The following is a 19,575-nucleotide window of genomic DNA, read 5'->3' as shown; positions in this document are numbered from 1 at the left end:
GTGGAGGAGTCCGGGCGCCCTAGCCGCGCTCGACCTGCGACAGCTCTCCCGAGACGTCCTCGCCCGGCACCCGCGCCGTCCGCCAGGTGTCGATCGCGATGACCGATCCGAGCATCACGAGCGACAGCGAGAACGACGCGAGGGTGTCGGTCAGCCAGTGGTAGCCCAGGTAGAGGCGGCTGACGATCTGGCAGACGATCATCCCGAGGGCGAGCGCGTACGCTCCGATCGCCCAGAGGGGCGACGAGCGTCGCGAGGCGAGCAGGAACGTCGTGATCAGGAAGAAGTCGCAGACGCCCATCACGTGTCCCGACGGGTACGAGAAGGTCAGGTCGGGCCCGAGCAGCATGGTCGCGATCGGCGGGCGGGAGCGCTCGACGAGGAACGCGGCGAGCTGCACGCTGATCACGCCGACGAGCATGAAGACGGCGAGGAGCACCGGTCGCCAGAGGTGGCGCGCGAGGGCGATCCACAGCACGAGCACGACGGCGATGATCCCCGGCAGGTAGACCGGCCCGAAGACCGTGGCGAGCACGTCCATCACGACGGTGCCCTCGGCGAACCGCCGCTCGCGGAACCACTCGGCGATCGAGACATCGAGGGCGGCCAGCCCGGAGCGGGTCATCACCTGGGCGGTGAGGGCCGCGAAGGCGAGCAGCCCGACGGCGATCAGCGATCCGGCGGACCTGTTCAGCCGCCTCCGCGCCGGGGCGGGCATGTACCGCTCCTCGACGATGAAGCGCTGGTGGAACCGGGCGCGGCGCGAGAGGGCGGAGTCGGGGGACTGCATCCGCACACCGTAGGGCGGTGCGGCCCCGGGCACACGGAAGGGGCGGACGCTTGCGCGCCCGCCCCTGTCGGTGTTACTGCCGTGGTGACTAGCTGGCCGGGGGGGTCAGCACCGTGTCGATGAGGTACACGGTCGCGTTGGCGGTCTGGACGCCTCCGCAGATGACCGAGGCGTCGTTGACCTTGATGTCGTCGCCGGAACCGGTGACGGTGACGTCGCCGCCCTGGACGGTGGTGTGCGTGCCGTCGATGTCGTCAGGGGCGATCTGGCCGGGGACGACGTGGTAGGTGAGGATCGACGAGAGCGTCGCAGCGCCCTCGGGGGTCTTAAGCGTCTCGAGGGTCGCGGCGTCGAGCTTGGCGAACGCGTCGTCGACGGGGGCGAAGACGGTGAACTCGCTGCCGTTCAGCGTGTCGACGAGGTTGACGTCGGGGTTGAGCGCACCCGAGACCGCAGCGGTCAGCGTGGTGAGCAGCGGGTTGTTCGACGCGGCGGTGGCCACCGGGTCGAGGGCCATGCCGGCGACCGAGCCGGAGCCGTCCGGGACCTGCTCGGCATAGGCGGCGCAGCCGGAGCCGACGAGGTTGGCGGCCGGGTCCATCGTGGCCGACGAGGTCGCCATGGGGGTCGACATCTCGGTAGCGGCGTCGGAGGACTCGGTGGTGCTTCCGCTGCCGCTCGAGCAGGCGGTGAGGCCGAGGGTGGCGGTGCCCAGCAGGGCGAATGCGGCGAACATGGTGCGCTTGGTGGATCGCATGGGGTTTCTCCTTCGTGAGACGGTCTCCACGGGGGAGCGGAGGACCTGAACTGTGTGGACCGTTTCGCGGCCGTTGTCATGTCTTCGGAGCCCTCCGTGAGGGGGTTTGGAATTCGCTCGTTCATCTAGGTAACGGCTTCGTAACGCGGCCGGATCCCCGGAAAGACGCGGGTCCGGGTCTGCCCCGGCGTCGATTACCCTGGGAGAAGGCCTGCGCACGGTGCGCTCATCGGCCGTCGGACGCAGGAGGCGGGCAGGTGCAGACGCGAGGAGCACGAGTGGCACGCGGCTCCGTCGCGGCCCTCACGGCGACCGCTACGGCCGCCGCCTCGCACACGCTCGCCGGGGCCGAGGCTCCCTCTCTCGCGATCCTCGCCCTCGCGATCGCCTTCTCGGCCGTCGTCTGCGTGCTCCTCTCGGGTCGGCGCCTCTCGCTGACCCGCCTGGCCGTCTCGGTGCTGCTCAGCCAGCTCGCCTATCACGGCCTCTTCCTGATGACGGGCGGCAGCGGAGACGTCAGCGTCGCGGGCTCCACGTCGACGGGCGCGCACTTCCACGACGGCGGCACCGTCGAGCTGATCGCGGCGGGCGGCGGCCACGCGGCGCACTCGCCCGGCATGCTGGGCGCGCACCTGATCGCGGCCGTGCTCACCATCGCCGCCCTCCGGCGCGGCGAGCGCCTCTTCTGGACGCTCGGCGCGGGCCTCCTCCGCGCCGTGGTGCGGATCGTCGCGCGCGCCTCGGCCCTCCTCGCTCCTGCCTCCCCGTCGATCGCCCTCGTCGGCACGCCAGAGCCGCGCGCTCCCCGCGCCCTCGACGCGGTCCTGTCTCTGCTGCGGCACCGCGGCCCGCCCGCGCGCGCACTGCTCGCCGCCTGACGTCGCTCCCGCGCGGGACGACTCCGGTCGGCGTTCCCGCGCGCACCGCGATCCCGCGCTGCGTCCTCCTCTCCGGCGACCCGCCGGTCTCTCTTCAAGGACTCCGCACTCATGACCACGTCTTCCTCCTCCTTCTCCCGTCTGTGCCTCGTCGGTGGCGGCTCGCTCGCCGCAGCCGGTGCACTCGCCGTCGCGCTCTCGGCCCCCGCCGCCGCGAACGCCCACGTCACCGCCGCGGCGAGCAGCACGGCCGCGGGGTCGTACACCGTCGTCACCTTCTCGCTCGCGCACGGCTGCGACGGCTCGCCCACCACCGGGCTGACGATCACGATGCCCGACGGCGTCGACTCGGTCAGCCCGACCGTCAACCCCAACTGGGACGTCGTCAAGAACGAGGTCGCGATCGCCGACCCGGTGACCGACTCGCACGGCAACACCGCGACCGAGCGCGTCTCGGACGTCGTCTACACGGCCAGGACCCCGCTCGCCGACGGCTACCGCGACACGGTCTCGCTGCAGCTGCAGATCCCCGAGGACGCCGCCGGGCAGACCCTCGAGTTCCCCGTGCTGCAGACCTGCGAGACCGGCTCGACCGCTTGGGACCAGCCGACCGTCGAGGGTGAGGACGAGCCCGAGCTGCCCGCGCCGGCCGTCGTCGTGACTGCCGCGGAGGAGGGTGCCGGCCACCACGACGACGACGGCGACGGGGACGACGCGGTGGCGACCGCCGCCTCCGCCACGACCGCCGTGTCCTCCGGTGACGACGTCGTCGCGCGCGTCCTCGGCGTCGGCGGTCTGGTGGTCGGAGCCGTGGGCGTCGCCGTGGCGCTCGCCTCGCGTCGCCGGGGCCCGAAGGCGTCCGCGTGACGCGCAGTCCCCGGAGGCGCAGTCCCCGGAGGCGCAGTCCCCGGACGCGCGGCCGCCTGCTCCTCGCCGCCACCGCGATCGGCCTGCTCGGCTCGGTCGCGGTGGCGACGCCGGCGAGCGCGCACAACTACCTCGTCTCGAGCACCCCGGCGGCGGACTCCACCGTCACGGAGCAGCCCGAGACGCTGTCCCTCACGACGAACGACGACCTGCTCGTGCTCGGCACCGACGGCTCGGCGGCGGCGCTGCGCGTGGTCGGACCCGACGGTCTGTTCTACGGCGACGGCTGCGTCACCGTGCGCGGGCCGGAGGCGTCCATGCCGCTCGAGCTCGGCGCCGCCGGCTCGTACGAGGTGACCTGGCAGGTCGTCTCGACCGACGGCCACCCCGTCTCGGGGGAGTACTCGTTCGACTGGCAGCCCGGTGCCGGCGTCGCATTCGCGGAGGGATCGGAGTCGGTCCCCGACTGCAACGGCACGGTCGACGTGTCGAACCAGTCGGCCGAGGGCTCCGACGACTCCGCGAGCGCCTCGGCGGCGGACCCGGCACTGCTGGGCGACGTGCTCTGGATCGGCGGCGCGCTGGTCGCGGTCGTCGCGGCCGTGGGAGTCACGCTTCTGGTGCTCCGCCGCCGACCGCAGGGCTGAGGCGCCGCGGGCCTCCTGAGCGCGTCAGCTCAGGAGGCTCGCGAGCGGCCCGGAGTCGAGGTCGGCGAGGACCGCTGCGGCGTCCTCGTAGACCGCGACGGCGCCCGCCTCGCGCAACTCGTGCTCCCCGGTCCCGCCGGACATCACGGCCACCGTGGCGAGCCCGGCCCGCTCGGCGGCGATGACGTCCCATGTCGCGTCGCCGACCATGATCGCGTGGTCGGTCGTGACTCCGGCTCGCTCGAGAGCGATGTTGAGGAGGTCGGGGCTCGGCTTGGCCGTCTCGACGTCCTCGCCACTGGTGATCGCGTGCACCGAGTCGCCGAGGTCGAGGACGCGCAGCAGCACGTCGAGCTCCGCTTGCGGCGCCGAGGTCGCGAGCACCACACGGGCGCCGCGGTCGGCGATCGCCGCGATCAGTGCGCGGCCTCCGGGCAGCGGTTCGATGCGCGCCGACAGCTCGGCGTAGTTCTTGGTGTGCAGGGCCTTCAGCTGGGCGCGCGTCGTCTCGTCCACGTCGTCCTCGACGAGCATCCCGAGGAGTTCGCCCGCGTCGGCGCCGATCGCGCGCTGGATCCGCCACGACGCGACCTCGAGGTCGCACTGCCAGAACGCCCGCGCCCACGCCTCGATGTGCAGGAAGTTCGAGTCGGCGAGAGTCCCGTCGATGTCGAAGAGCACGGCGGTGGCCGTCGCGACGCCGGTCGAGTCTGCTGTCATGAGTGTTCCTCTCTTCGTCGGTGCCCGCAGTCACCAGGCCGAAGGTGGGAACGCTACGCCGTCGCCCCAACGCCAAAGGACCCCCTTGACGGCGTTCGATGGGATGACGCCCGTCGACGGGCGGAGTCGCGTCGCCCGTCTCCGGAGGAGCACCTCGCGCGAGCCCGCGGACGAGCGCCGCCACCCGCAGGGTACCGGTGGGGTCCGCGGGCAGGATCCCCCTCGCGTACTCGAGGTTCACGAAGATCTGCTCGGGTCCCGCGGCCCAGTGCACGGCTCCGGCTCCGGTCACCACAGGGAGGAGACTCGCCTTCCTGCCGCCTTCCACCGGTCGGATGCGCACACGGTCGCCGTACTCGGAGTGGAGCGCACCCAGCAGCGCATGCAGACCGGCGACCACCTCCCCGGGCGCCGGCGGGGGCACCTGCCCAATCGCCGGTGTGCGCGGCTCCCGAGGCGGGGGCAGCTCCTCGTCCGCGCCGATCTCGAGGGCGGCGCGCAGGGTCCAGCTGCCGCGCGATCCGTCGAACCCGTCGAACCGCCTCAGGATCCGCTCCGACCGGTCGGACGTCTGCTAGCCTTCGCCGATCGCGAGCCGCCTGCCGGTGACCAGCAGCCCTACGAGCGACCTCACGACCCCTGTCACCTCGAGGACGGGAAGCGAGGATCCGTGCCGTTCCTCGAGGTATCGGATCGGGCCGGCCGTGCGCTGCGGGAGGGTCGCCAGTATCCAGGTGACCTCGTCGCCGACCTGGAACGGCTGCCCGCAGCAGTCCAGCGACCAGCCCTCGAGCTCGACCTCGATCAGTCGCGTGGTCTCGATCGTCACCGTCCTCCCCCCTTGGCCGGCTCCGGACTCCGTTCCCCGGACTCCGTTCTCGCTTCGATCCTTCCATCGGCCCTTGCGGAAGCACCGCTGTGCGACTCCCTCTCCGGCAGAACCTTCTCCGGCAGAACCTTCTCCGGCAGAACCTTCTCCGTCAGAACGGCGGCGGCCCCTCCGCTCCGGGCCGGTCTCGCTCCATTTCCCTTCCTCCTTTCGGTTCTCGTCCTCCTTCCGGTTCTCCTTCTCGCGCGAACGGCTGCTCCGGCTCGACCGGGCGGGTGAGGTGCCTCCGGCCGGTGGGGCTGGTCCACTCCAGGACCCCTCCGGGCCGATGCCGAAGCGTCCAGGTGGTCGTGTGACGGAGGCGGTGGTGGTGCCGGCAGAGGTGGGCGAGGTTCTCGACGTCGGTCCCGCCGCCGTTCTGCCACTCGATGCCGTGGTCGACGTCGCTGTCCGCCGCCGAGCGGACGCAGCCCGGGAAGCGGCAGGTCCCGTCGCGGTGCTGCAGGTGCCGCCGGAGATCCGCGGGGACGCGGTAGGAGTCGCGCCCCACGGAGAGCACCGCCCCGGACTCGGGGTGCGTGAGGATCCGGGTGAACGAGGGAGCGTCCGCTGCGAGCCGGCGTGCGGTCCCGGGGTCGATCGGCCCGTACCCGTCAAGGGTGCCCGGCTCCTCCGAGCGCCCGAGGAGAGTCAGCACGGGAACCGTGACCGACACGCGAGGTCGGATCCCCGCCGGCACGGACGTGATGGTGGTGCGGTGCTCGTCGTCGGACGAGGTCTCGCCGTCCAGCAGGAGCGAAGCCGCGATGTCTGCCCGCAACTGTCCGACCGTCCGCGCCTCCGCCGGCGCCGCTGCGAGCGCACGTGCTGCCCGATCGACGCGGTCGAACGCGCCGTGCGCCTCCGGGGCCGGCAGGTGGAGGTGGAGGGTCGCCATCCCGTCGGCCTCCCCACCGAGCCACACTCCTCGGCGTTCCGCGCACCGCCGGTGCCGCGCCGTCGCCGACTCCGGATGCAGCCGCTCCCGGACCGTGCGGAGCCGGCGCCGCACCTGCCCGGCGGTGAACGCCACCGCCAGCACCGCCGCCTCCTCATCGAGGCGCTCGCGGACCTCCGCGGGGACGTCCCACGCGGCCTTCACGATCACCCGGACGTGCTGCGGGGTGCAGCGCCCCTCCCGCAGCGCGGTCAAGGTGTCGGGCAGCTCGTTCACGAGCAGCGCGCTCTCCTCGATGAGTGCGGCGGCGTCGGCCTCCGTCATCCGCATGCCCGTCGCGATCTCCGCGACCAGCGCACGCTGCGCCGCCTCCATCACCTCGACATGCCTCTGCACGCTCGGATCGACGAGCGCCTCGGGCAGCGCGACCGCCGCCAGCCGCGCGAGCTCGACCAGCTCGTAGCGCTGCGCCTGGGCCTGCGACAGGAACGCGTCCACCGCGCAGGCCGCACCCACCGCCGACACGAGCGCGTCGTCGAAGCGCTCGCGCACCGACACCCCGCCCGGCGGTCTCGCATCCACATCCAGAAGAACCATACGAGGATGACACCACGGACCACTGACACTGGACCGACCGCACAGATCGACCGGTGCATGATTCCGATGAGTCGAGTCTGTGGAGGACGACCGCCCGCTCGCGCTCGTCAGCGCACCGAGAAGTCCCCCGTCGGGCTCGCGCAACTCGCCGAGTCGGGGCAGTGCGAGAAGTCCCACCCGTCGATCCCGCCGAACGCCTCTCCGGCGGGGAAGCCGGGCGGCAGCGGGATGGCGACAGAGAAGCCCTCGTCCAGGTCCGCCGCGACGGTGCTCCGGATCGCGGACTCGAACCGCCCCACCGGTGCGACCATCACCTCCCACCCACCCTCCGGCGCCTCGAGATCGCAGTCATCGTCGACGATCACCGTCACCGTGTCGCCCGGAGAGGCGACCCGCGGCTCGATCCGCACGAGCGGCACGCACGCCGCCGCCCCGGCGTCATCGACCGGTGGCGAGGACGTCGCGCACCCTCCGAGCATCAGCGTGCAGGCGAGCAGGCCCAGCACCCGGACATCCGCGCGACTCCGCATCGTCCCAGGCTACGAGGCCACTCGCCGCGGCACCGTGAAGACCGTCTCGACGCCCGCGGAGTACAGCACCGAGTCGGGCGCGCGCCCAGCGAGCCCGGGGAACCCGGCCGCGTCGAGCAGGCCGTCGTCGAGCGCCAGGAGGGACGCGCGCTGCAGCGGCCACGGGCGGTGCAGGTTGCGGCCGTACCAGGTCGAGCCCAGGTGGGTCTCGTGGTAGGCCCATCGCGAGGTCAGGAACGAGGCGAGCGGATCCTCCGACGCGTCGCTGCCCGGGGTGGGGCGCACCACGATGCGCGAGCGGGCGGCCGGGTCGCCGATGCGCTCGGTGGAGTAGACGACGGCGCCGTGGCGGTGCTCGATGCCCATCCGCGCCCAGCGGTAGGGCAGCCCGAAGACGGCCTGCGCGGTGAGCACGGGCAGCAGGTGCGAGGCGTCGAGCGAGACGAACACCACTCCGCGGCGCCCCTGCTCGTCGACGGAGTAGAGCCGCACGTTGACCTCGGGGAAGGTGCCGAGCCACGGCACCCGGGGGCCGCCGAGGAAGGCCGTGCGTGAGAGCCGGAAGGGGATCAGGCCGACCCAGGACGAGCCGTCGTGCTCGTCGGGTCGCACGCCGCGGGGGAGGTGCGGCGCGACCAGCGACGGGTCCACGCGCCAGTGCAGGAAGGACGCCTCGGTCCAGCGCTGACGGAGGATGCGCGGCCCGCCGAGCGCGGGCGCGGTGCGGGTCAGCGGCTCGACAGGGGTCAGCGGCTCGACAGGGGTCAGCGGCTCGACAGGGGGCACCGGATCGACGGAGGTCACCGGCTCATCGTGCTCCGCGCTGCTGCGAGGACACCTGGGCGGGCGCGGAACGCGGGGCCGCGGGCACGAGACGATAGGGACGTGACCAGCACCACGACCCGCTCCAGCTCCTCCCTGCACGGCGCCACGCTCCTCTGGCTCGCGATCGCGACCACCGTGATCCTCTGGGCGTCGGCGTTCGTCGGCATCCGGATCGCGGGCGAGCACTTCGGCGCCGGCGCCCTCACGCTCGGCCGGATCGCGATCGGCTCGGTGGCGCTCACGATCGTGCACCTCGTGCTCACGGCGCGCAGGTCGGCGGAGGAGCGCCGACCCCTCCCGCGCGGGCGCCTCCTCGCCCTCGTGGTCGTCTGGGGAGTCGCCTGGTTCGGGCTCTACAACCTCGCCCTCAACGCCGCGGAGCAGCACGTCGACGCGGGCACCGCCGCGCTGATCGTCAACATCGCCCCGATGATCACCGCGGTCCTCGCCGGCCTCCTCCTCGGCGAGGGCTTCCCCCGGCGACTGCTCGGCGGGATGCTCGTGGCGCTCGTCGGCGTCGCCGTCATCGCGATCTCGACCTCCACCGGGCAGTTCGACGCGATCGGGGTCGTCCTGGCGCTCGCGGCGGCCGTGCTCTACGGCGGCGCCGCGACCCTCCAGAAGCGGCTGCTCGGGCGGATCGACGCGCCGACCATGACCTGGATCGGCTGCCTCGCCGCCACGGTCGCGTGCCTGCCGTTCGCGCCGGAGCTCGTCCAGTCGCTCGCGGACGCCCCGGTCGCCTCGATCCTCGCCGTCGTCTACCTCGGCGTCTTCCCGACCGCGATCGCCTTCACGACATGGGGCTACGTCCTCGCCCGCACCAGCGCGGGACGCACCGCGGCGACGACCTACGCCGTGCCCGCGGTGGTCGTGCTGCTGTCGTGGCTCGTGCTCGCCGAGACTCCACCGCTCGCCGCTCTGATCGGAGGCGTGATCGCGCTCGGAGGCGTCGCCGTCGCGACCCTGCGTCGTCGCTGACCGGGGCCCGCTCGCACCGCCTCGGGATACACTGTCCCGACGTTCATCCGCAGTCGGCGCCGAGCGCCACAGAACGGTGAGGATCCCGATGACCGAGGCCCTGCAGCCGCCCCAGAACGCCCTCTCGCTCACGCCGCCGGCCCCGGTCGACGCCGTGTCGAGGACGTCGGCACCGTCGATCGCGCCGAAGGTGCCCGAGCAGGCTCTGCCCGGCCTCGAGGCCAAGGTCGAGGGCTACCTCGACTCGCTGATGGCGACCGAGGCGCGCAGCCCCGAGTTCGCGGCGAAGGCCAACGACATCCGCACGATGGGCGACGCCGACATCCGCTCGGCCGCCGACTCGTCGAACCGGCTGCTCAAAACTCCGGTGCGCGCCCTGCAGGAGGGCGGCCTGAGCGAGGGCTCGAACATCGGGAAGACGCTGCTGGAGCTCCGCCGCACGGTCGAGGACCTCGACCCCTCCGAGGACAACATCCAGAAGAAGATCCTCGGATTCATCCCCTTCGGCAACAAGATCACCGACTACTTCCGCCGGTACGAGAGCGCGCAGTCGCACCTCAACGCGATCATCCAGGCGCTGTACGACGGGCAGGACGAGCTCCGCAAGGACAACGCGGCGCTGAACCTCGAGAAGCAGAACCTGTGGGACACGATGACGCGTCTCAACGAGTACATCTACGTCGCCGAGCGGCTCGACGTGAAGCTCTCGGCCAAGATCGCCGAGCTCGACGCGACCGACCCCGACCGCGCCCGTGCGCTGCGCGAGGACGTCCTCTTCTACGCCCGCCAGAAGCACCAGGATCTGCTGACGCAGCTCGCGGTGTCGATCCAGGGCTACCTCGCGATCGACGTGGTGATCAAGAACAACGTCGAGCTGATCAAGGGCGTCGACCGCGCCACCACGACCACGGTCTCGGCGCTGCGCACGGCGGTCATCGTCGCGCAGGCGCTCGCCAACCAGCGCCTGGTGCTCGATCAGATCACGGCGCTCAACACGACCACCTCGAACATGATCGAGGCGACCTCGCGGATGCTCGCCGAGCAGTCCGCGAGCATCCAGTCGCAGGCGGCGTCGGCCACGGTCGGACTGCCCCAGCTGCAGGCGGCGTTCGCGAACATCTACCAGACGATGGACTCGATCTCGGACTTCAAGATCAAGGCGCTCGACAGCATGGCCCAGACGGTCGGCGTCCTGCAGACCGAGACGGCGAAGGCCGGCGAGTACGTCGAGCGGGCTCGCCGCAGCAACTCCGACATCGACGCGACCTCCGCGCTCGATCTCGGCCGCTAGCCGATGGGCTGGCTCTCCCGACTGTTCGGCGGCGACGAGCCGGCCGCTCCGGTGGAGACCGCGCCGGCCCTCCCGCGCGTGCCGTCGAGCGACGACATCCTCGCCGCCCTCGACCGGGTCGCGGCGACGACGGCCGGCCGCGTGCCGCCGCTCGTCTCGGCGCGCATCCGCCGGGTCGACGAGACCGTGCGCGAGATGATCCCGCGTCTGGACCGCCTCGTTGGGATGAGCCAGCAGGGGCACACCGTCGTCGCGACGGCCACCAGCTACCTGCCCGAGGCGGTCGAGGGGTACCTCCGCCTGCCGCGCGACTTCGCCGATCGCCGCGCCGTCTACAAGGGGAAGACCTCGCTGATGATCCTCTGCGACCAGCTCGACCTGCTCGGGGCGACGCTCGACCGCATCTCCGACGCCGTCTCGCGCCAGGACGCCTCGGCGCTGATCGCGCACGGGCAGTTCCTCGCCGAGAAGTTCACGGAGTCGTCGCTCTCGCCGAGCGGGCTGGACGCGTCGGGCACCCCCGGCGCGCCGAGCACCCCCGGCTCCCTCCAGCCGCCGAGCGCCTCGTGACCGCGCTGTCCGCGGCGCTCGACGCGCTCGTGCTCACCGGATCCGCGGCCGGCCTCGACGCCGCCGCCGTGCGCGAGGAGGGCGGCCGGCTCGCAGCCGCGGTCGCCGAGTCGATCACCGGCGCGGGCCAGGACTGGCTGGCGCAGACCGGCGCGTCCGGCGGTCTCGAGGCCTTCTTCACGGCGGCCTCCCGCGGGCGACGCTGGCGCAGCTCGCCCACCGATCTGCTCGCCTCGCTCGTCGCGGCGCGCTCGGAGCACGCGGCCGCCTACGCCCGGGCGCTCACCGAGGTCGTCTCGGCGGCGAGCGCGCTGGGCGAACCCGGCATCGGAGGCATCGCCTCCGCCTCCGCGACCGCCGCGGCCCAGCTCGGGGCGCTGCCGTCGACGAGCACGCCGCCGCCGCGGACACCGTCGCCGACCTTCCCGACGCCGTCGCTCCCGACCGATCTGCCCGCGGGGGTGCCGGGCGTCGACGAGATCCTGGCGCGCCTGCGCCGCACCGAGCACGACGGACCGCAGGACGAGCCCGACCCGGCGGGTCCCGCGGCCGCGTCTCCCGTCGCACCCGCCACGGAGGAGGAGCCCGAGCCTCTCCCGCCGCCCGAGGCGATCGAGGACCTCCTCGCCGAGCTCGACGCGCTGATCGGGCTCGACCGGGTGAAGAGCGAGATCAAGCGGCAGACCCAGCTGCTCCGCATCGACACGCTGCGCCAGGCCGCCGGCCTCACGACGCCCACGCTCACCCGCCACCTCGTCTTCACCGGCAACCCGGGCACCGGCAAGACCACGGTCGCGCGGCTCGTCTCGCGGATCTACCGCTCGCTCGGCATCCTCTCGAAGGGCGTGCTCGTCGAGGTCGACCGCTCGGAGCTGGTCGCCGGCTACCTCGGCCAGACCTCGATGAAGACCGCGGAGGTCATCGCGAGGGCGCGCGGCGGCGTCCTCTTCATCGACGAGGCCTACGCCCTGGCACTCGACCAGTACGGCGCGGAGGCGGTGACCACGCTCGTCAAGGACATGGAGGACCACCGAGGCGATCTCGTCGTCATCGTCGCCGGCTACTCCGGCCCGATGCAGGGCTTCCTCGACACGAACCCGGGTCTCGCGAGCCGCTTCTCGACGACGATCGACTTCGCCGACTACTCCGACGACGAGCTGTCGGCGATCTTCGGGCGCCTCGCCGCCTCCGCCGATTTCGAGCCGACCGAGGAGGCGCTCGCCGCCTTCGCCGAGCTCGCCGCGGCCCAGCAGCGCACCGAGGCGTTCGGCAACGGCCGCTGGGTGCGCAACGTGCTCGACGCCTCCATCGCCCGCCACGCGTGGCGCCTGCGCGACACGGAGGAGCCGACGCTCGACGAGCTGCGCATCCTCGAGCCGGAGGACGTGGTCGAGGCCGAGCCGGACGAGCCCGAGTCCGCGCCCGAGATCGCCCCCACGGAGGAGACCGCATGAGCACCGCTCCCGTCGCGACGGCGACCGCCGCGCCGCCCGCGTCCGCCGCCGCGCAGCAGTCCGCCGCGCAGCCCCCGGCCCGGGCCGGGAAGCCGACCCTGCTCGCCCGCGCGACGTCGACCACGCCGCGCACCCTCCGCCTCCTGCTCGTGCTGACGGCCGTCGCCGCGGTGCTCTTCGGCCTGTTCGCCCAGCAGGCGGGCGCGCTGCAGGCCCGAGCCGCCGCCGAGGCGCGCGAGCAGTCGGCGCAGATCGTCGGCGTGCAGGAGGTGCGGAACCTCCTGGTCGACGCGAACGCGATCGCGGCCAACACCTTCCTCGTCGGCGGGCTCGAGCCGGCCGATCAGCGGGAGGAGTTCACGAGCTCCGTCCAGGCCGCGGCCGCGCAGCTGGCGACGCTCTCGTCGTCGGAGCCCCGCGACGCCGAGGCCCTCGCCGCCGTCGCGCGCGACCTGACCACCTACAGCGGCCTGATCGAGCAGGCCCGGGCGAACAACCGCCAGGGCTTCCCGGTCGGCTCCGCGTACCTCGACCAGGCGTCGGCCGTGCTCACGGCCGAAGACGGTGTGCTCGCCGACCTCAACGAGCTCGTCGAGACGGGCGCCGACCGCGTGGCGAGCGCCTACGACACCGTGCGCTGGAGCGTGCTGCTGCTCGTCGGCTCGCTCGCGATGCTGCTGCTGATGGTCGGCGCTCAGATCTGGCTGGCCCGGCGCACGCACCGCTACCTCAACCGCCCGCTCGCGACGGCCACCGTCCTGCTGCTCGTGCTCGGCATCGCCGGCGGAGTCGCCTTCGGCACGACCTCCTCGAACGCCGCGGCCGTGCGCGGCGACTCCTACCGCGCGACCCTCGCGGTCTCGCAGGCGCTCACCGCGGCGAGCGAGGCGAAGTCGCTCGAGAGCTTCACCCTGATCAAGCGCGGTTCGGGGGCGGCCCTCGAGGCGCAGTTCCAGGCGTCGGCGACGGAGGCGACGACGAAGCTCCAGGACGGCGTCGATGAGGGCATCGTCGACACCGCGCTGGTCACCGAGCTCGAGGCGTGGCTCGAGCTGCACAGGGCGATCCGGGAAGCGGACGACGGGGGGACCTGGGAGAGGGCCGTGCAGCTCGCCGTGTCCACCGAACCCGACTCGGCGAACGTCGCCTTCGCGGCCTTCCAGGAGGACGCGAAGAAGGCCGTCGAGGACGGCGCCACCACCACCCGCGCCACGCTCGGCACGTGGGGGGCGATCTCGTCGATCGCCTCGTGGATCCTGCTGGCCGCCGGCCTCGTGGGCGCCGGCCTCGCCTGGCGCGGGGTCTCGCAGCGACTGGAGGAGTACCGATGAACCGCCCGAGCCTCACGCGACTGCGCACCGCCACCCTGGCCCTCGTGCTCGGCGCGACCCTCGCCGTCTCGGGCTGCACGACCGGCGCCGACGACCTCGGCGCGGTCGCGGTCGGCACCGCGACTCCGACCGCGGCACCCACCGCGACCGCGAGCGCCGCGCCCGCAGCCACCGAGTGCTCGCCGTCGGCGGTCACCTCCTACGCGCCCACCGGCGTCACCGACAGCACGCGGCTCGCCGAGATCCGCGCCAACGGCGCCCTCCGGGTCGGAGTCTCGGCCGACACGCTGCTGATGAGCGCGCGCAATCCGCTCACCGGCACGATCGAGGGCTTCGACATCGACATCGCCCGCGAGATGGCCCGCGCGATCCTCGGGAACCCCGACGCGATCACCTTCGTCGTGATCACCTCGGCCCAGCGCCTGCCCGCGCTGACCGGCGGCGAGGGAGCACCGCAGGTCGACATGGTCGCGCGCACCCTCACGATGACCTGCGACCGCTGGAGCAGCATCGCCTTCTCCTCCGAGTACTACGACGCGGGGCTGAAGGTCCTGGTGTCAGAGGACAGCGACGCCACGAGCATCGACGGGCTCGCCGATCAGAAGGTCTGCGCCCCGCGCAGCACCACGACGCTCAGCCGCCTCGAGAACGACTACCCCGATGTCGAGGCCGTCGCCGCCGACACCCACACCCAGTGCCTCGCGCAGTTCCAGGAGGGATCGGTCGACGCCATCGCCGGCGACGACACGATCCTGGCGGGCTTCGTCGCGCAGGATCCGTACGCGAAGGTCATCGGCGAGCCCCTCAGCTCCGAGCCGTACGGCCTCGGCATGCCGGCCGACGACCCCGACTACGTGCGGTTCGTGAACGCCGCGCTCGAGAGCCTCCGCGCCGACGGGCGCTGGCAGAGCATCTACGACCGCTGGCTGGGCGAGCTCGGGGCGGCGTCCCCTCCCGCGGCGACCTACGGGCGATGAGCGTCACCGGAACCGCCGAGGGGAGCCCGGTCGCGCCGGGGCGTCTCGGTGAGGCGGTCCCGCAGCGCGAGCTGTTCGAGTACCTCGCCGCGCTCGGGCGCTGGCTCGACCGCACCACCCGTGAGCTCTCGCGCCTGGATGCGGCCGCGCTCGCGTCCCCGCAGGCCGACAGCTACACCTCCGACGTCGTGCTCGCGCAGTCGCTGCGCGAGGCCGTGACGCGACGCCTCGCCGAGCTCGAGGTCGTCTGGGACTCGGGGCGGGTCGACGTCGTCGCCCGCGAGCGGATGTCGCAGCTGATCTGGGGCCGGCTCGACTCGTCCGGCTCGGGCGCGAGCGCCGCGGTCTCGCTCGTCGAGGCGGTGCGGCTCTGCGACGCCGTCGTCGGGCAGCTGAAGTCGCGCCTCGAGCTCGATCCCAGCGGCACCGATGTGGCGGGGCGGATCGTCGGGGTGCGCGCCGAGATCGAGCGCTGCCGCGACCTCACCCGCGACAACCGGGGGACCGTCGACCAGGACGCCGCGAAGCGCGTCGCCGTGCTGCGCTCGCGCCTCGACGCCCTGGCCGAGAAGGCCGGCAGGGGAGCGGATGTGTCCGGCCCGCTCGGGCAGCTCGAGAGCGACTCCGCCCGCCTCGAGCGCGACCTGATCATCGCCGCCTCCGAGCGGCGCGGCCTCGATCGCGACCGCCGGCGCGCGATCGAGCTGGCCGAGGCGGCCGAGAGGCGCGAGGCCCCGCTGCGCGAGCTCGTCGCGCGCTGCCGGCGCGAGATCGCCGACCCCCCGCGGCTCGCGGTGCCCGATGTCTCGAGACTCGGCGAGCCGCCCTCGAACCGGCAGGCGCTCGACGCGCACCTCGCTCGGCTCACCGCGGTGGGGCGCGCCTTCGACGCCGTCGAGGCCGCGTACACCTCGCCGCTGCGCGAGCGGGCGGCCCTCGGGTTCCGCCTCCGCGCCCTCCGCGAGCGGGCCGCCGCGAACGGCCGCGCCGCCTCTGCGGTGGGAGTCGCCGCCGACGAGGAGGTGCGCGCCGCCCTCGACGCCGTGCCCTGCTCGGTGCCGCTCGCCCGCCATCTCGTCGAGCAGTACGACGTCGTCACCCGCGATCTGCCGAGCCCCACTCCCACCCGGAAGGCCACCCCATGAACGGCGCACCCTGCACCTCGACCCCGGGCTGCACCGGAGTCATCGAGGACGGCTACTGCAACGTCTGCGGGCTGCCGCCCGAGACGGGCACGGCACCCGCCGCCTCGGCTCCGACCGCCCGCCGCTCCGCTCCGGCTCCCGCGACCGCCTCCGCCGCGTTCGGCACCGGCTTCGTCGAGGGCACGCCCGACGCCTCGGCCGCACCGGACGCCGAGGAGGCGGCGACCGCCCGGAGCGGACGCACCTCCTCCGCCCGCCTCGCGACCGCCGCGCTCGGCTCGGCCCGCACCGCCCAGACCGGCTCGAAGGTGACCCGACGGGTCGGCACGACGTCGACGCGCCTGCGCGGACCGCGCCTGGGCGCCGGACTCACCACCGTCCCCTCGCGCCCCGCCGCCGACCCGATGGCGGCGCTGATGAGCGAGGCGGTGCTCCCCGAGCGCAAGCGCTTCTGCTCGAACTGCGGCACCGCCGTCGGCCGCGGCCGCGACGGCAAGCCGGGGCGCACCGAGGGCTTCTGCCCCAACTGCCGCACGCCGTTCTCGTTCACCCCGCAGCTGAAGCGGGGCGACGTGGTCGGCGGTCAGTACGAGGTCGCCGGCTGCCTCGCCTACGGCGGACTCGGCTGGATCTACCTCGCCCGCGACCAGAACGTCTCGGGCCGCTTCGTCGTGCTCAAGGGCCTGCTCAACTCCGGCGACCCCGACGCGTACGCGGCCGCGATCACCGAGCGGCAGTTCCTCGCCGAGGTCGAGCATCCGCTGATCGTCGAGATCTACAACTTCGTGATGCACGACGGCGCCGGCTACATCGTGATGGAGTACGTCGGCGGCCCGAGCCTCAAGCAGATCCTGAAGGAGCGGCTCGACGCCAACGGGGGAGCGGCCGACCCGCTGCCCGTCGACCAGGCGCTCGCGTTCGTGCTCGAGGTGATGCCCGCGTTCGCCTACCTGCACGACCACGGGATGCTCTACTGCGACTTCAAGCCCGACAACATGATCCAGGTCGGCGACCAGGTGAAGCTGATCGACCTCGGTGGAGTGCGGCGGAGCGACGACGAGGAGTCGGCCATCTACGGCACCATCGGCTACCAGGCGCCGGAGGTGCCGGAGGTCGGGCCGTCGATCGCCTCGGACGTCTACACGATCGGGCGCACCATCGCCTCGCTCGTGCTCGACTTCCGCGGCAACCAGACCACCTACGTCGCCTCGCTGCCGCCCGTGTCCGAGACGCCGCTGTTCCAGCGGTACGACTCCTTCTACCGCCTGGTCGCCAAGGCGTGCGCGCCCGATCCGCAGGACCGCTTCGCCACCGTCGACGAGATGCGCGGGCAGCTGCTCGGCGTGCTGCGCGAGGTCGTCGCGACCGACCGCGGGCCGGGGCACCCCGCACTGCACTCGACCGAGTCGGCGCTCTTCGAGGCGCCGGTGGCCGACGTCGTCGACCGGCCGCTGCCGTGGGACGCGCTGCCGCTGCTCAAGATCGACGAGTCGGACGCGGCGAAGGCCTGGCTGGCCGGCGTGAACGTCGCCGACCCGATCGTCCGCCTCCGTGCGCTCGCGCTGGCACCGACGGTCACCGTCGAGGTGCGCCTCTCGCGCGCCCGCGCGGCGATCGAGGCCGAGCGCTGGGACGACGTCGCGCGGGCGACCGGCGAGATCCTCACCGAGGACCCGTGGGAGTGGCGCGCCGTGTGGATGAGCGGGCTCGCCCAGCTGGCGCGGGGCGACTCCGTCGGTGCCCGGGCCTCGTTCAACACCGTGTACGGCCAAGTGCCCGGCGAGCTCGCGCCCAAGCTCGCGCTCGCCGCGGCGTGCGAGTCGAGCGGTGAGCCCGAGGTCGCGGAGTCGCTCTACGTGATCTGCGCGCGAGCGGATGCGAACTACACGGCCCCGGCCGCCTTCGGCCTCGCCCGCGTGCGCCAGCACCGCGCCGATCTCGACGGGGCGCTCGATGCCCTCGACATCGTCACGCCCACGCGCTCCTCCTACGTCGACGCGCGCCGCCGCCGGGCGGAGCTGCTCGCGGGCTCGGGACGCGGTCTCCCGTCGCTCTCGGCGGCCCTGTCGAGCATCGACTCCGTCGCGATCGACCAGCGCACCCGGCTCGAGCTGACGACGGGCGTTCTCGAGTCCGCCCTCGAGCTCGTCCGCCGCGACGGACCCGCCGAGGGCGCGTCGATCGGCGGAGTCGAGGCGAACGAGGCCGCGATCCGCGACGGCCTCGAGGCGTCGTACCGCGCCCTCGCGAGCTCGACGCGCGAGAAGGACGAGCGGCTCCGACTCGTCGACCGCGCCAACGACGTCCGCCGCTGGACACTGACGTGAGCGCCGAGCTCGCGACCGCCTGCCCGGTCTGCGGCGAGCCGGTGACCACCGGCGACGCCTTCTGCGAGGCCTGCGGGAGCGCGCTGATCGTGCGCGCGCCCGAGCCGCCGGCGCCCGCCGCCGCGGCGGCCCCGTGCGTCTACTGCGGGGGAGCGGTGGCCGACGACGGCTACTGCGAGCAGTGCGGGCAGCGGGCGCCGACCGAGCGCGAGCACTGGGCCGAGGCGCCGCACCCGCTGGTCGGCGGAGTCTGCGACCGCGGGATCCGCCACGCGGCGAACGAGGACGCGATGGCACTCGGCGCGGTCGACGCGGAGGGTGCCCTGCGTACCGCTCTGCTGGTCGTCTGCGACGGCGTCTCGTCGACTCCCGACTCCGATCGCGCCTCGCTCGCCGCGGCACGCGCCGCGCTCAGCGCTCTGCAGGCCGAGGTCGCCGAGGAGGCCCGCGGGGCCGAGCGCTGGGGCGCGCTGCTGCAGATGGCGGTCGCCCGCGCGGCCGGAGCGATCGACGCCGCCGTGCCGGAGAAGCGCGAGAACCCTCCGTCGTGCACCTTCACGGCCGCGATCCTCGACGGAGCTCTGCTCGTCACCGGCAATGTCGGCGACAGCCGCAGCTACTGGATCCCCGACGCCGGGGAGCCCCGGCAGCTGACCGTCGACGACTCGTGGGCGCAGGAGCAGATCGCCTCGGGCACGAGCCGGGAGGAGGCGGAGTCGGCTCCCGACGCGCACGCCATCACCAAGTGGCTGGGCGCCGACGCGCACGACGAGTCGCCGACCATCGCCTCCACCGTGCTCGACGAGCCCGGCTGGGTGCTCGCGTGCTCGGACGGGCTCTGGAACTACGCCTCGCCCGCCGACGACCTCGCCCGCGTGCTGCACGAGGCCGAGGCCCGGGTCGGCAGCGATCCGGTGACGCTGGCGGAGGCGCTGGTCGCCTGGGCGAACGAGCGCGGCGGCCACGACAACATCACGGCGGCGCTGGCGCGCTTCGCGCCGGACACGAGCTCGCTGATCGAGTAGCGCGCGCAGCGCGTGTATCGAGATCCGTCCCCAGCGCGGATCCGTCCACCGGACCCCAGCCGCACTGTACGAATCCGCCGCACTGCCCTGGGGCACC

Annotated in this window: 19 protein-coding genes; 12 read left to right on the top strand and 7 right to left on the bottom strand. The window is 73.3% G+C overall.

Annotated features, from left to right (window positions below; translation table 11 throughout):
* Nucleotides 1–19: 19 nt before the first annotated feature.
* Both GRS96_RS17405 and GRS96_RS17400 read right to left on the bottom strand, forming a co-directional pair.
* A complete protein-coding gene (locus GRS96_RS17405) occupies nt 20–790 on the bottom strand; it encodes a phosphatase PAP2 family protein (RefSeq protein WP_159989061.1) in 771 nt (256 codons plus the stop codon).
* An 88-nt stretch (nt 791–878) separates the two neighbouring features.
* A complete protein-coding gene (locus tag GRS96_RS17400) occupies nt 879–1,547 on the bottom strand; it encodes a fasciclin domain-containing protein (protein ID WP_159989060.1) in 669 nt (222 codons plus the stop codon).
* Nucleotides 1,548–1,825: 278 nt separating this feature from the next.
* Here GRS96_RS17400 and GRS96_RS17395 point away from each other — a divergent pair, with 278 nt between their 5' ends.
* The 3 genes from GRS96_RS17395 (at nt 1,826) to GRS96_RS17385 (ending at nt 3,939) form a co-directional block, all read left to right on the top strand.
* On the top strand, nt 1,826–2,425 hold the full coding sequence (locus GRS96_RS17395; RefSeq protein ID WP_159852662.1) for a hypothetical protein: 600 nt from the start codon (nt 1,826–1,828) through the stop codon (nt 2,423–2,425).
* A gap of 111 nt (nt 2,426–2,536) precedes the next feature.
* A complete protein-coding gene (locus GRS96_RS17390) occupies nt 2,537–3,292 on the top strand; it encodes a YcnI family copper-binding membrane protein (protein ID WP_159989059.1) in 756 nt (251 codons plus the stop codon).
* Nucleotides 3,289–3,939 (top strand): copper resistance CopC family protein, encoded by a 651-nt coding sequence (locus tag GRS96_RS17385; RefSeq protein ID WP_159989058.1) that lies wholly within the window; start codon nt 3,289–3,291, stop codon nt 3,937–3,939. Before GRS96_RS17390 ends, GRS96_RS17385 begins: the two co-directional genes overlap by 4 nt.
* Before the next feature lie 24 nt (nt 3,940–3,963).
* On the opposite strand, the gene GRS96_RS17380 is transcribed toward GRS96_RS17385, so the two are convergent.
* The 5 genes from GRS96_RS17380 to GRS96_RS17360 all read right to left on the bottom strand — a co-directional run bounded on the left by GRS96_RS17380 (nt 3,964) and on the right by GRS96_RS17360 (nt 8,356).
* Nucleotides 3,964–4,659 (bottom strand): HAD family hydrolase, encoded by a 696-nt coding sequence (locus tag GRS96_RS17380; protein WP_159852656.1) that lies wholly within the window; start codon nt 4,657–4,659, stop codon nt 3,964–3,966.
* Between the two features lie 574 nt (nt 4,660–5,233).
* Nucleotides 5,234–5,488 (bottom strand): DUF6578 domain-containing protein, encoded by a 255-nt coding sequence (locus GRS96_RS17375; protein ID WP_159989057.1) that lies wholly within the window; start codon nt 5,486–5,488, stop codon nt 5,234–5,236.
* A 151-nt stretch (nt 5,489–5,639) separates the two neighbouring features.
* Nucleotides 5,640–7,007: an HNH endonuclease signature motif containing protein gene (locus GRS96_RS17370; RefSeq protein ID WP_159852654.1), complete on the bottom strand. Its 1,368-nt coding sequence runs from the start codon at nt 7,005–7,007 to the stop codon at nt 5,640–5,642.
* A 122-nt stretch (nt 7,008–7,129) separates the two neighbouring features.
* Nucleotides 7,130–7,552 (bottom strand): hypothetical protein, encoded by a 423-nt coding sequence (locus tag GRS96_RS17365; RefSeq protein ID WP_159852652.1) that lies wholly within the window; start codon nt 7,550–7,552, stop codon nt 7,130–7,132.
* A 9-nt stretch (nt 7,553–7,561) separates the two neighbouring features.
* Nucleotides 7,562–8,356: a YqjF family protein gene (locus GRS96_RS17360; protein ID WP_235021759.1), complete on the bottom strand. Its 795-nt coding sequence runs from the start codon at nt 8,354–8,356 to the stop codon at nt 7,562–7,564.
* An 81-nt stretch (nt 8,357–8,437) separates the two neighbouring features.
* On the opposite strand from GRS96_RS17360, the gene GRS96_RS17355 reads away from it, so the two are divergent.
* The 9 genes from GRS96_RS17355 (at nt 8,438) to GRS96_RS17315 (ending at nt 19,478) form a co-directional block, all read left to right on the top strand.
* Nucleotides 8,438–9,358 (top strand): DMT family transporter, encoded by a 921-nt coding sequence (locus tag GRS96_RS17355; protein WP_159989056.1) that lies wholly within the window; start codon nt 8,438–8,440, stop codon nt 9,356–9,358.
* Nucleotides 9,359–9,446: 88 nt separating this feature from the next.
* A complete protein-coding gene (locus tag GRS96_RS17350) occupies nt 9,447–10,649 on the top strand; it encodes a toxic anion resistance protein (protein WP_159852648.1) in 1,203 nt (400 codons plus the stop codon).
* Between the two features lie 3 nt (nt 10,650–10,652).
* Nucleotides 10,653–11,219: a hypothetical protein gene (locus tag GRS96_RS17345; protein ID WP_159989055.1), complete on the top strand. Its 567-nt coding sequence runs from the start codon at nt 10,653–10,655 to the stop codon at nt 11,217–11,219.
* Entirely contained in the window at nt 11,216–12,673 is a 1,458-nt protein-coding gene (locus GRS96_RS17340; protein ID WP_159989054.1) for an AAA family ATPase, read from the top strand. Before GRS96_RS17345 ends, GRS96_RS17340 begins: the two co-directional genes overlap by 4 nt.
* Entirely contained in the window at nt 12,670–14,004 is a 1,335-nt protein-coding gene (locus tag GRS96_RS17335) for a hypothetical protein (RefSeq protein WP_159989053.1), read from the top strand. The genes GRS96_RS17340 and GRS96_RS17335 overlap by 4 nt, the downstream gene beginning before the upstream one ends.
* Nucleotides 14,001–14,981 (top strand): glutamate ABC transporter substrate-binding protein, encoded by a 981-nt coding sequence (locus GRS96_RS17330; protein WP_159852640.1) that lies wholly within the window; start codon nt 14,001–14,003, stop codon nt 14,979–14,981. Before GRS96_RS17335 ends, GRS96_RS17330 begins: the two co-directional genes overlap by 4 nt.
* Nucleotides 14,978–16,126 carry a hypothetical protein gene (locus tag GRS96_RS17325; RefSeq protein ID WP_159852638.1) on the top strand — a complete coding sequence of 383 codons (1,149 nt, stop codon included), beginning with the start codon at nt 14,978–14,980 and terminating at the stop codon, nt 16,124–16,126. The genes GRS96_RS17330 and GRS96_RS17325 overlap by 4 nt, the downstream gene beginning before the upstream one ends.
* Complete coding sequence (locus GRS96_RS17320; protein ID WP_159989052.1) at nt 16,123–18,453, top strand: serine/threonine-protein kinase; 2,331 nt, start codon at nt 16,123–16,125, stop codon at nt 18,451–18,453. Before GRS96_RS17325 ends, GRS96_RS17320 begins: the two co-directional genes overlap by 4 nt.
* A complete protein-coding gene (locus GRS96_RS17315; RefSeq protein WP_204162104.1) occupies nt 18,450–19,478 on the top strand; it encodes a PP2C family serine/threonine-protein phosphatase in 1,029 nt (342 codons plus the stop codon). The genes GRS96_RS17320 and GRS96_RS17315 overlap by 4 nt, the downstream gene beginning before the upstream one ends.
* Nucleotides 19,479–19,575: the final 97 nt, after the last annotated feature.

This window comes from Rathayibacter sp. VKM Ac-2803 (assembly GCF_009807175.1).
In the GTDB taxonomy this organism is placed as follows: domain Bacteria; phylum Actinomycetota; class Actinomycetes; order Actinomycetales; family Microbacteriaceae; genus Rathayibacter.
Note: the sequence above shows the minus strand (reverse complement) of the source record. Positions and strands in the feature narration are given on the sequence as shown.

Coding starts and splice junctions, on each gene's coding strand:
- GRS96_RS17350 (WP_159852648.1), top strand. CDS start 9,447: ATGACCGAGGCCCTGCAGCCGCCCCAGAACGCCCTCTCGCTCACGCCG.
- GRS96_RS17325 (WP_159852638.1), top strand. CDS start 14,978: ATGAGCGTCACCGGAACCGCCGAGGGGAGCCCGGTCGCGCCGGGGCGT.
- GRS96_RS17400 (WP_159989060.1), bottom strand. CDS start 1,547: ATGCGATCCACCAAGCGCACCATGTTCGCCGCATTCGCCCTGCTGGGC.
- GRS96_RS17345 (WP_159989055.1), top strand. CDS start 10,653: ATGGGCTGGCTCTCCCGACTGTTCGGCGGCGACGAGCCGGCCGCTCCG.
- GRS96_RS17335 (WP_159989053.1), top strand. CDS start 12,670: ATGAGCACCGCTCCCGTCGCGACGGCGACCGCCGCGCCGCCCGCGTCC.
- GRS96_RS17330 (WP_159852640.1), top strand. CDS start 14,001: ATGAACCGCCCGAGCCTCACGCGACTGCGCACCGCCACCCTGGCCCTC.
- GRS96_RS17380 (WP_159852656.1), bottom strand. CDS start 4,659: ATGACAGCAGACTCGACCGGCGTCGCGACGGCCACCGCCGTGCTCTTC.
- GRS96_RS17405 (WP_159989061.1), bottom strand. CDS start 790: ATGCAGTCCCCCGACTCCGCCCTCTCGCGCCGCGCCCGGTTCCACCAG.
- GRS96_RS17320 (WP_159989052.1), top strand. CDS start 16,123: ATGAACGGCGCACCCTGCACCTCGACCCCGGGCTGCACCGGAGTCATC.
- GRS96_RS17390 (WP_159989059.1), top strand. CDS start 2,537: ATGACCACGTCTTCCTCCTCCTTCTCCCGTCTGTGCCTCGTCGGTGGC.
- GRS96_RS17365 (WP_159852652.1), bottom strand. CDS start 7,552: ATGCGGAGTCGCGCGGATGTCCGGGTGCTGGGCCTGCTCGCCTGCACG.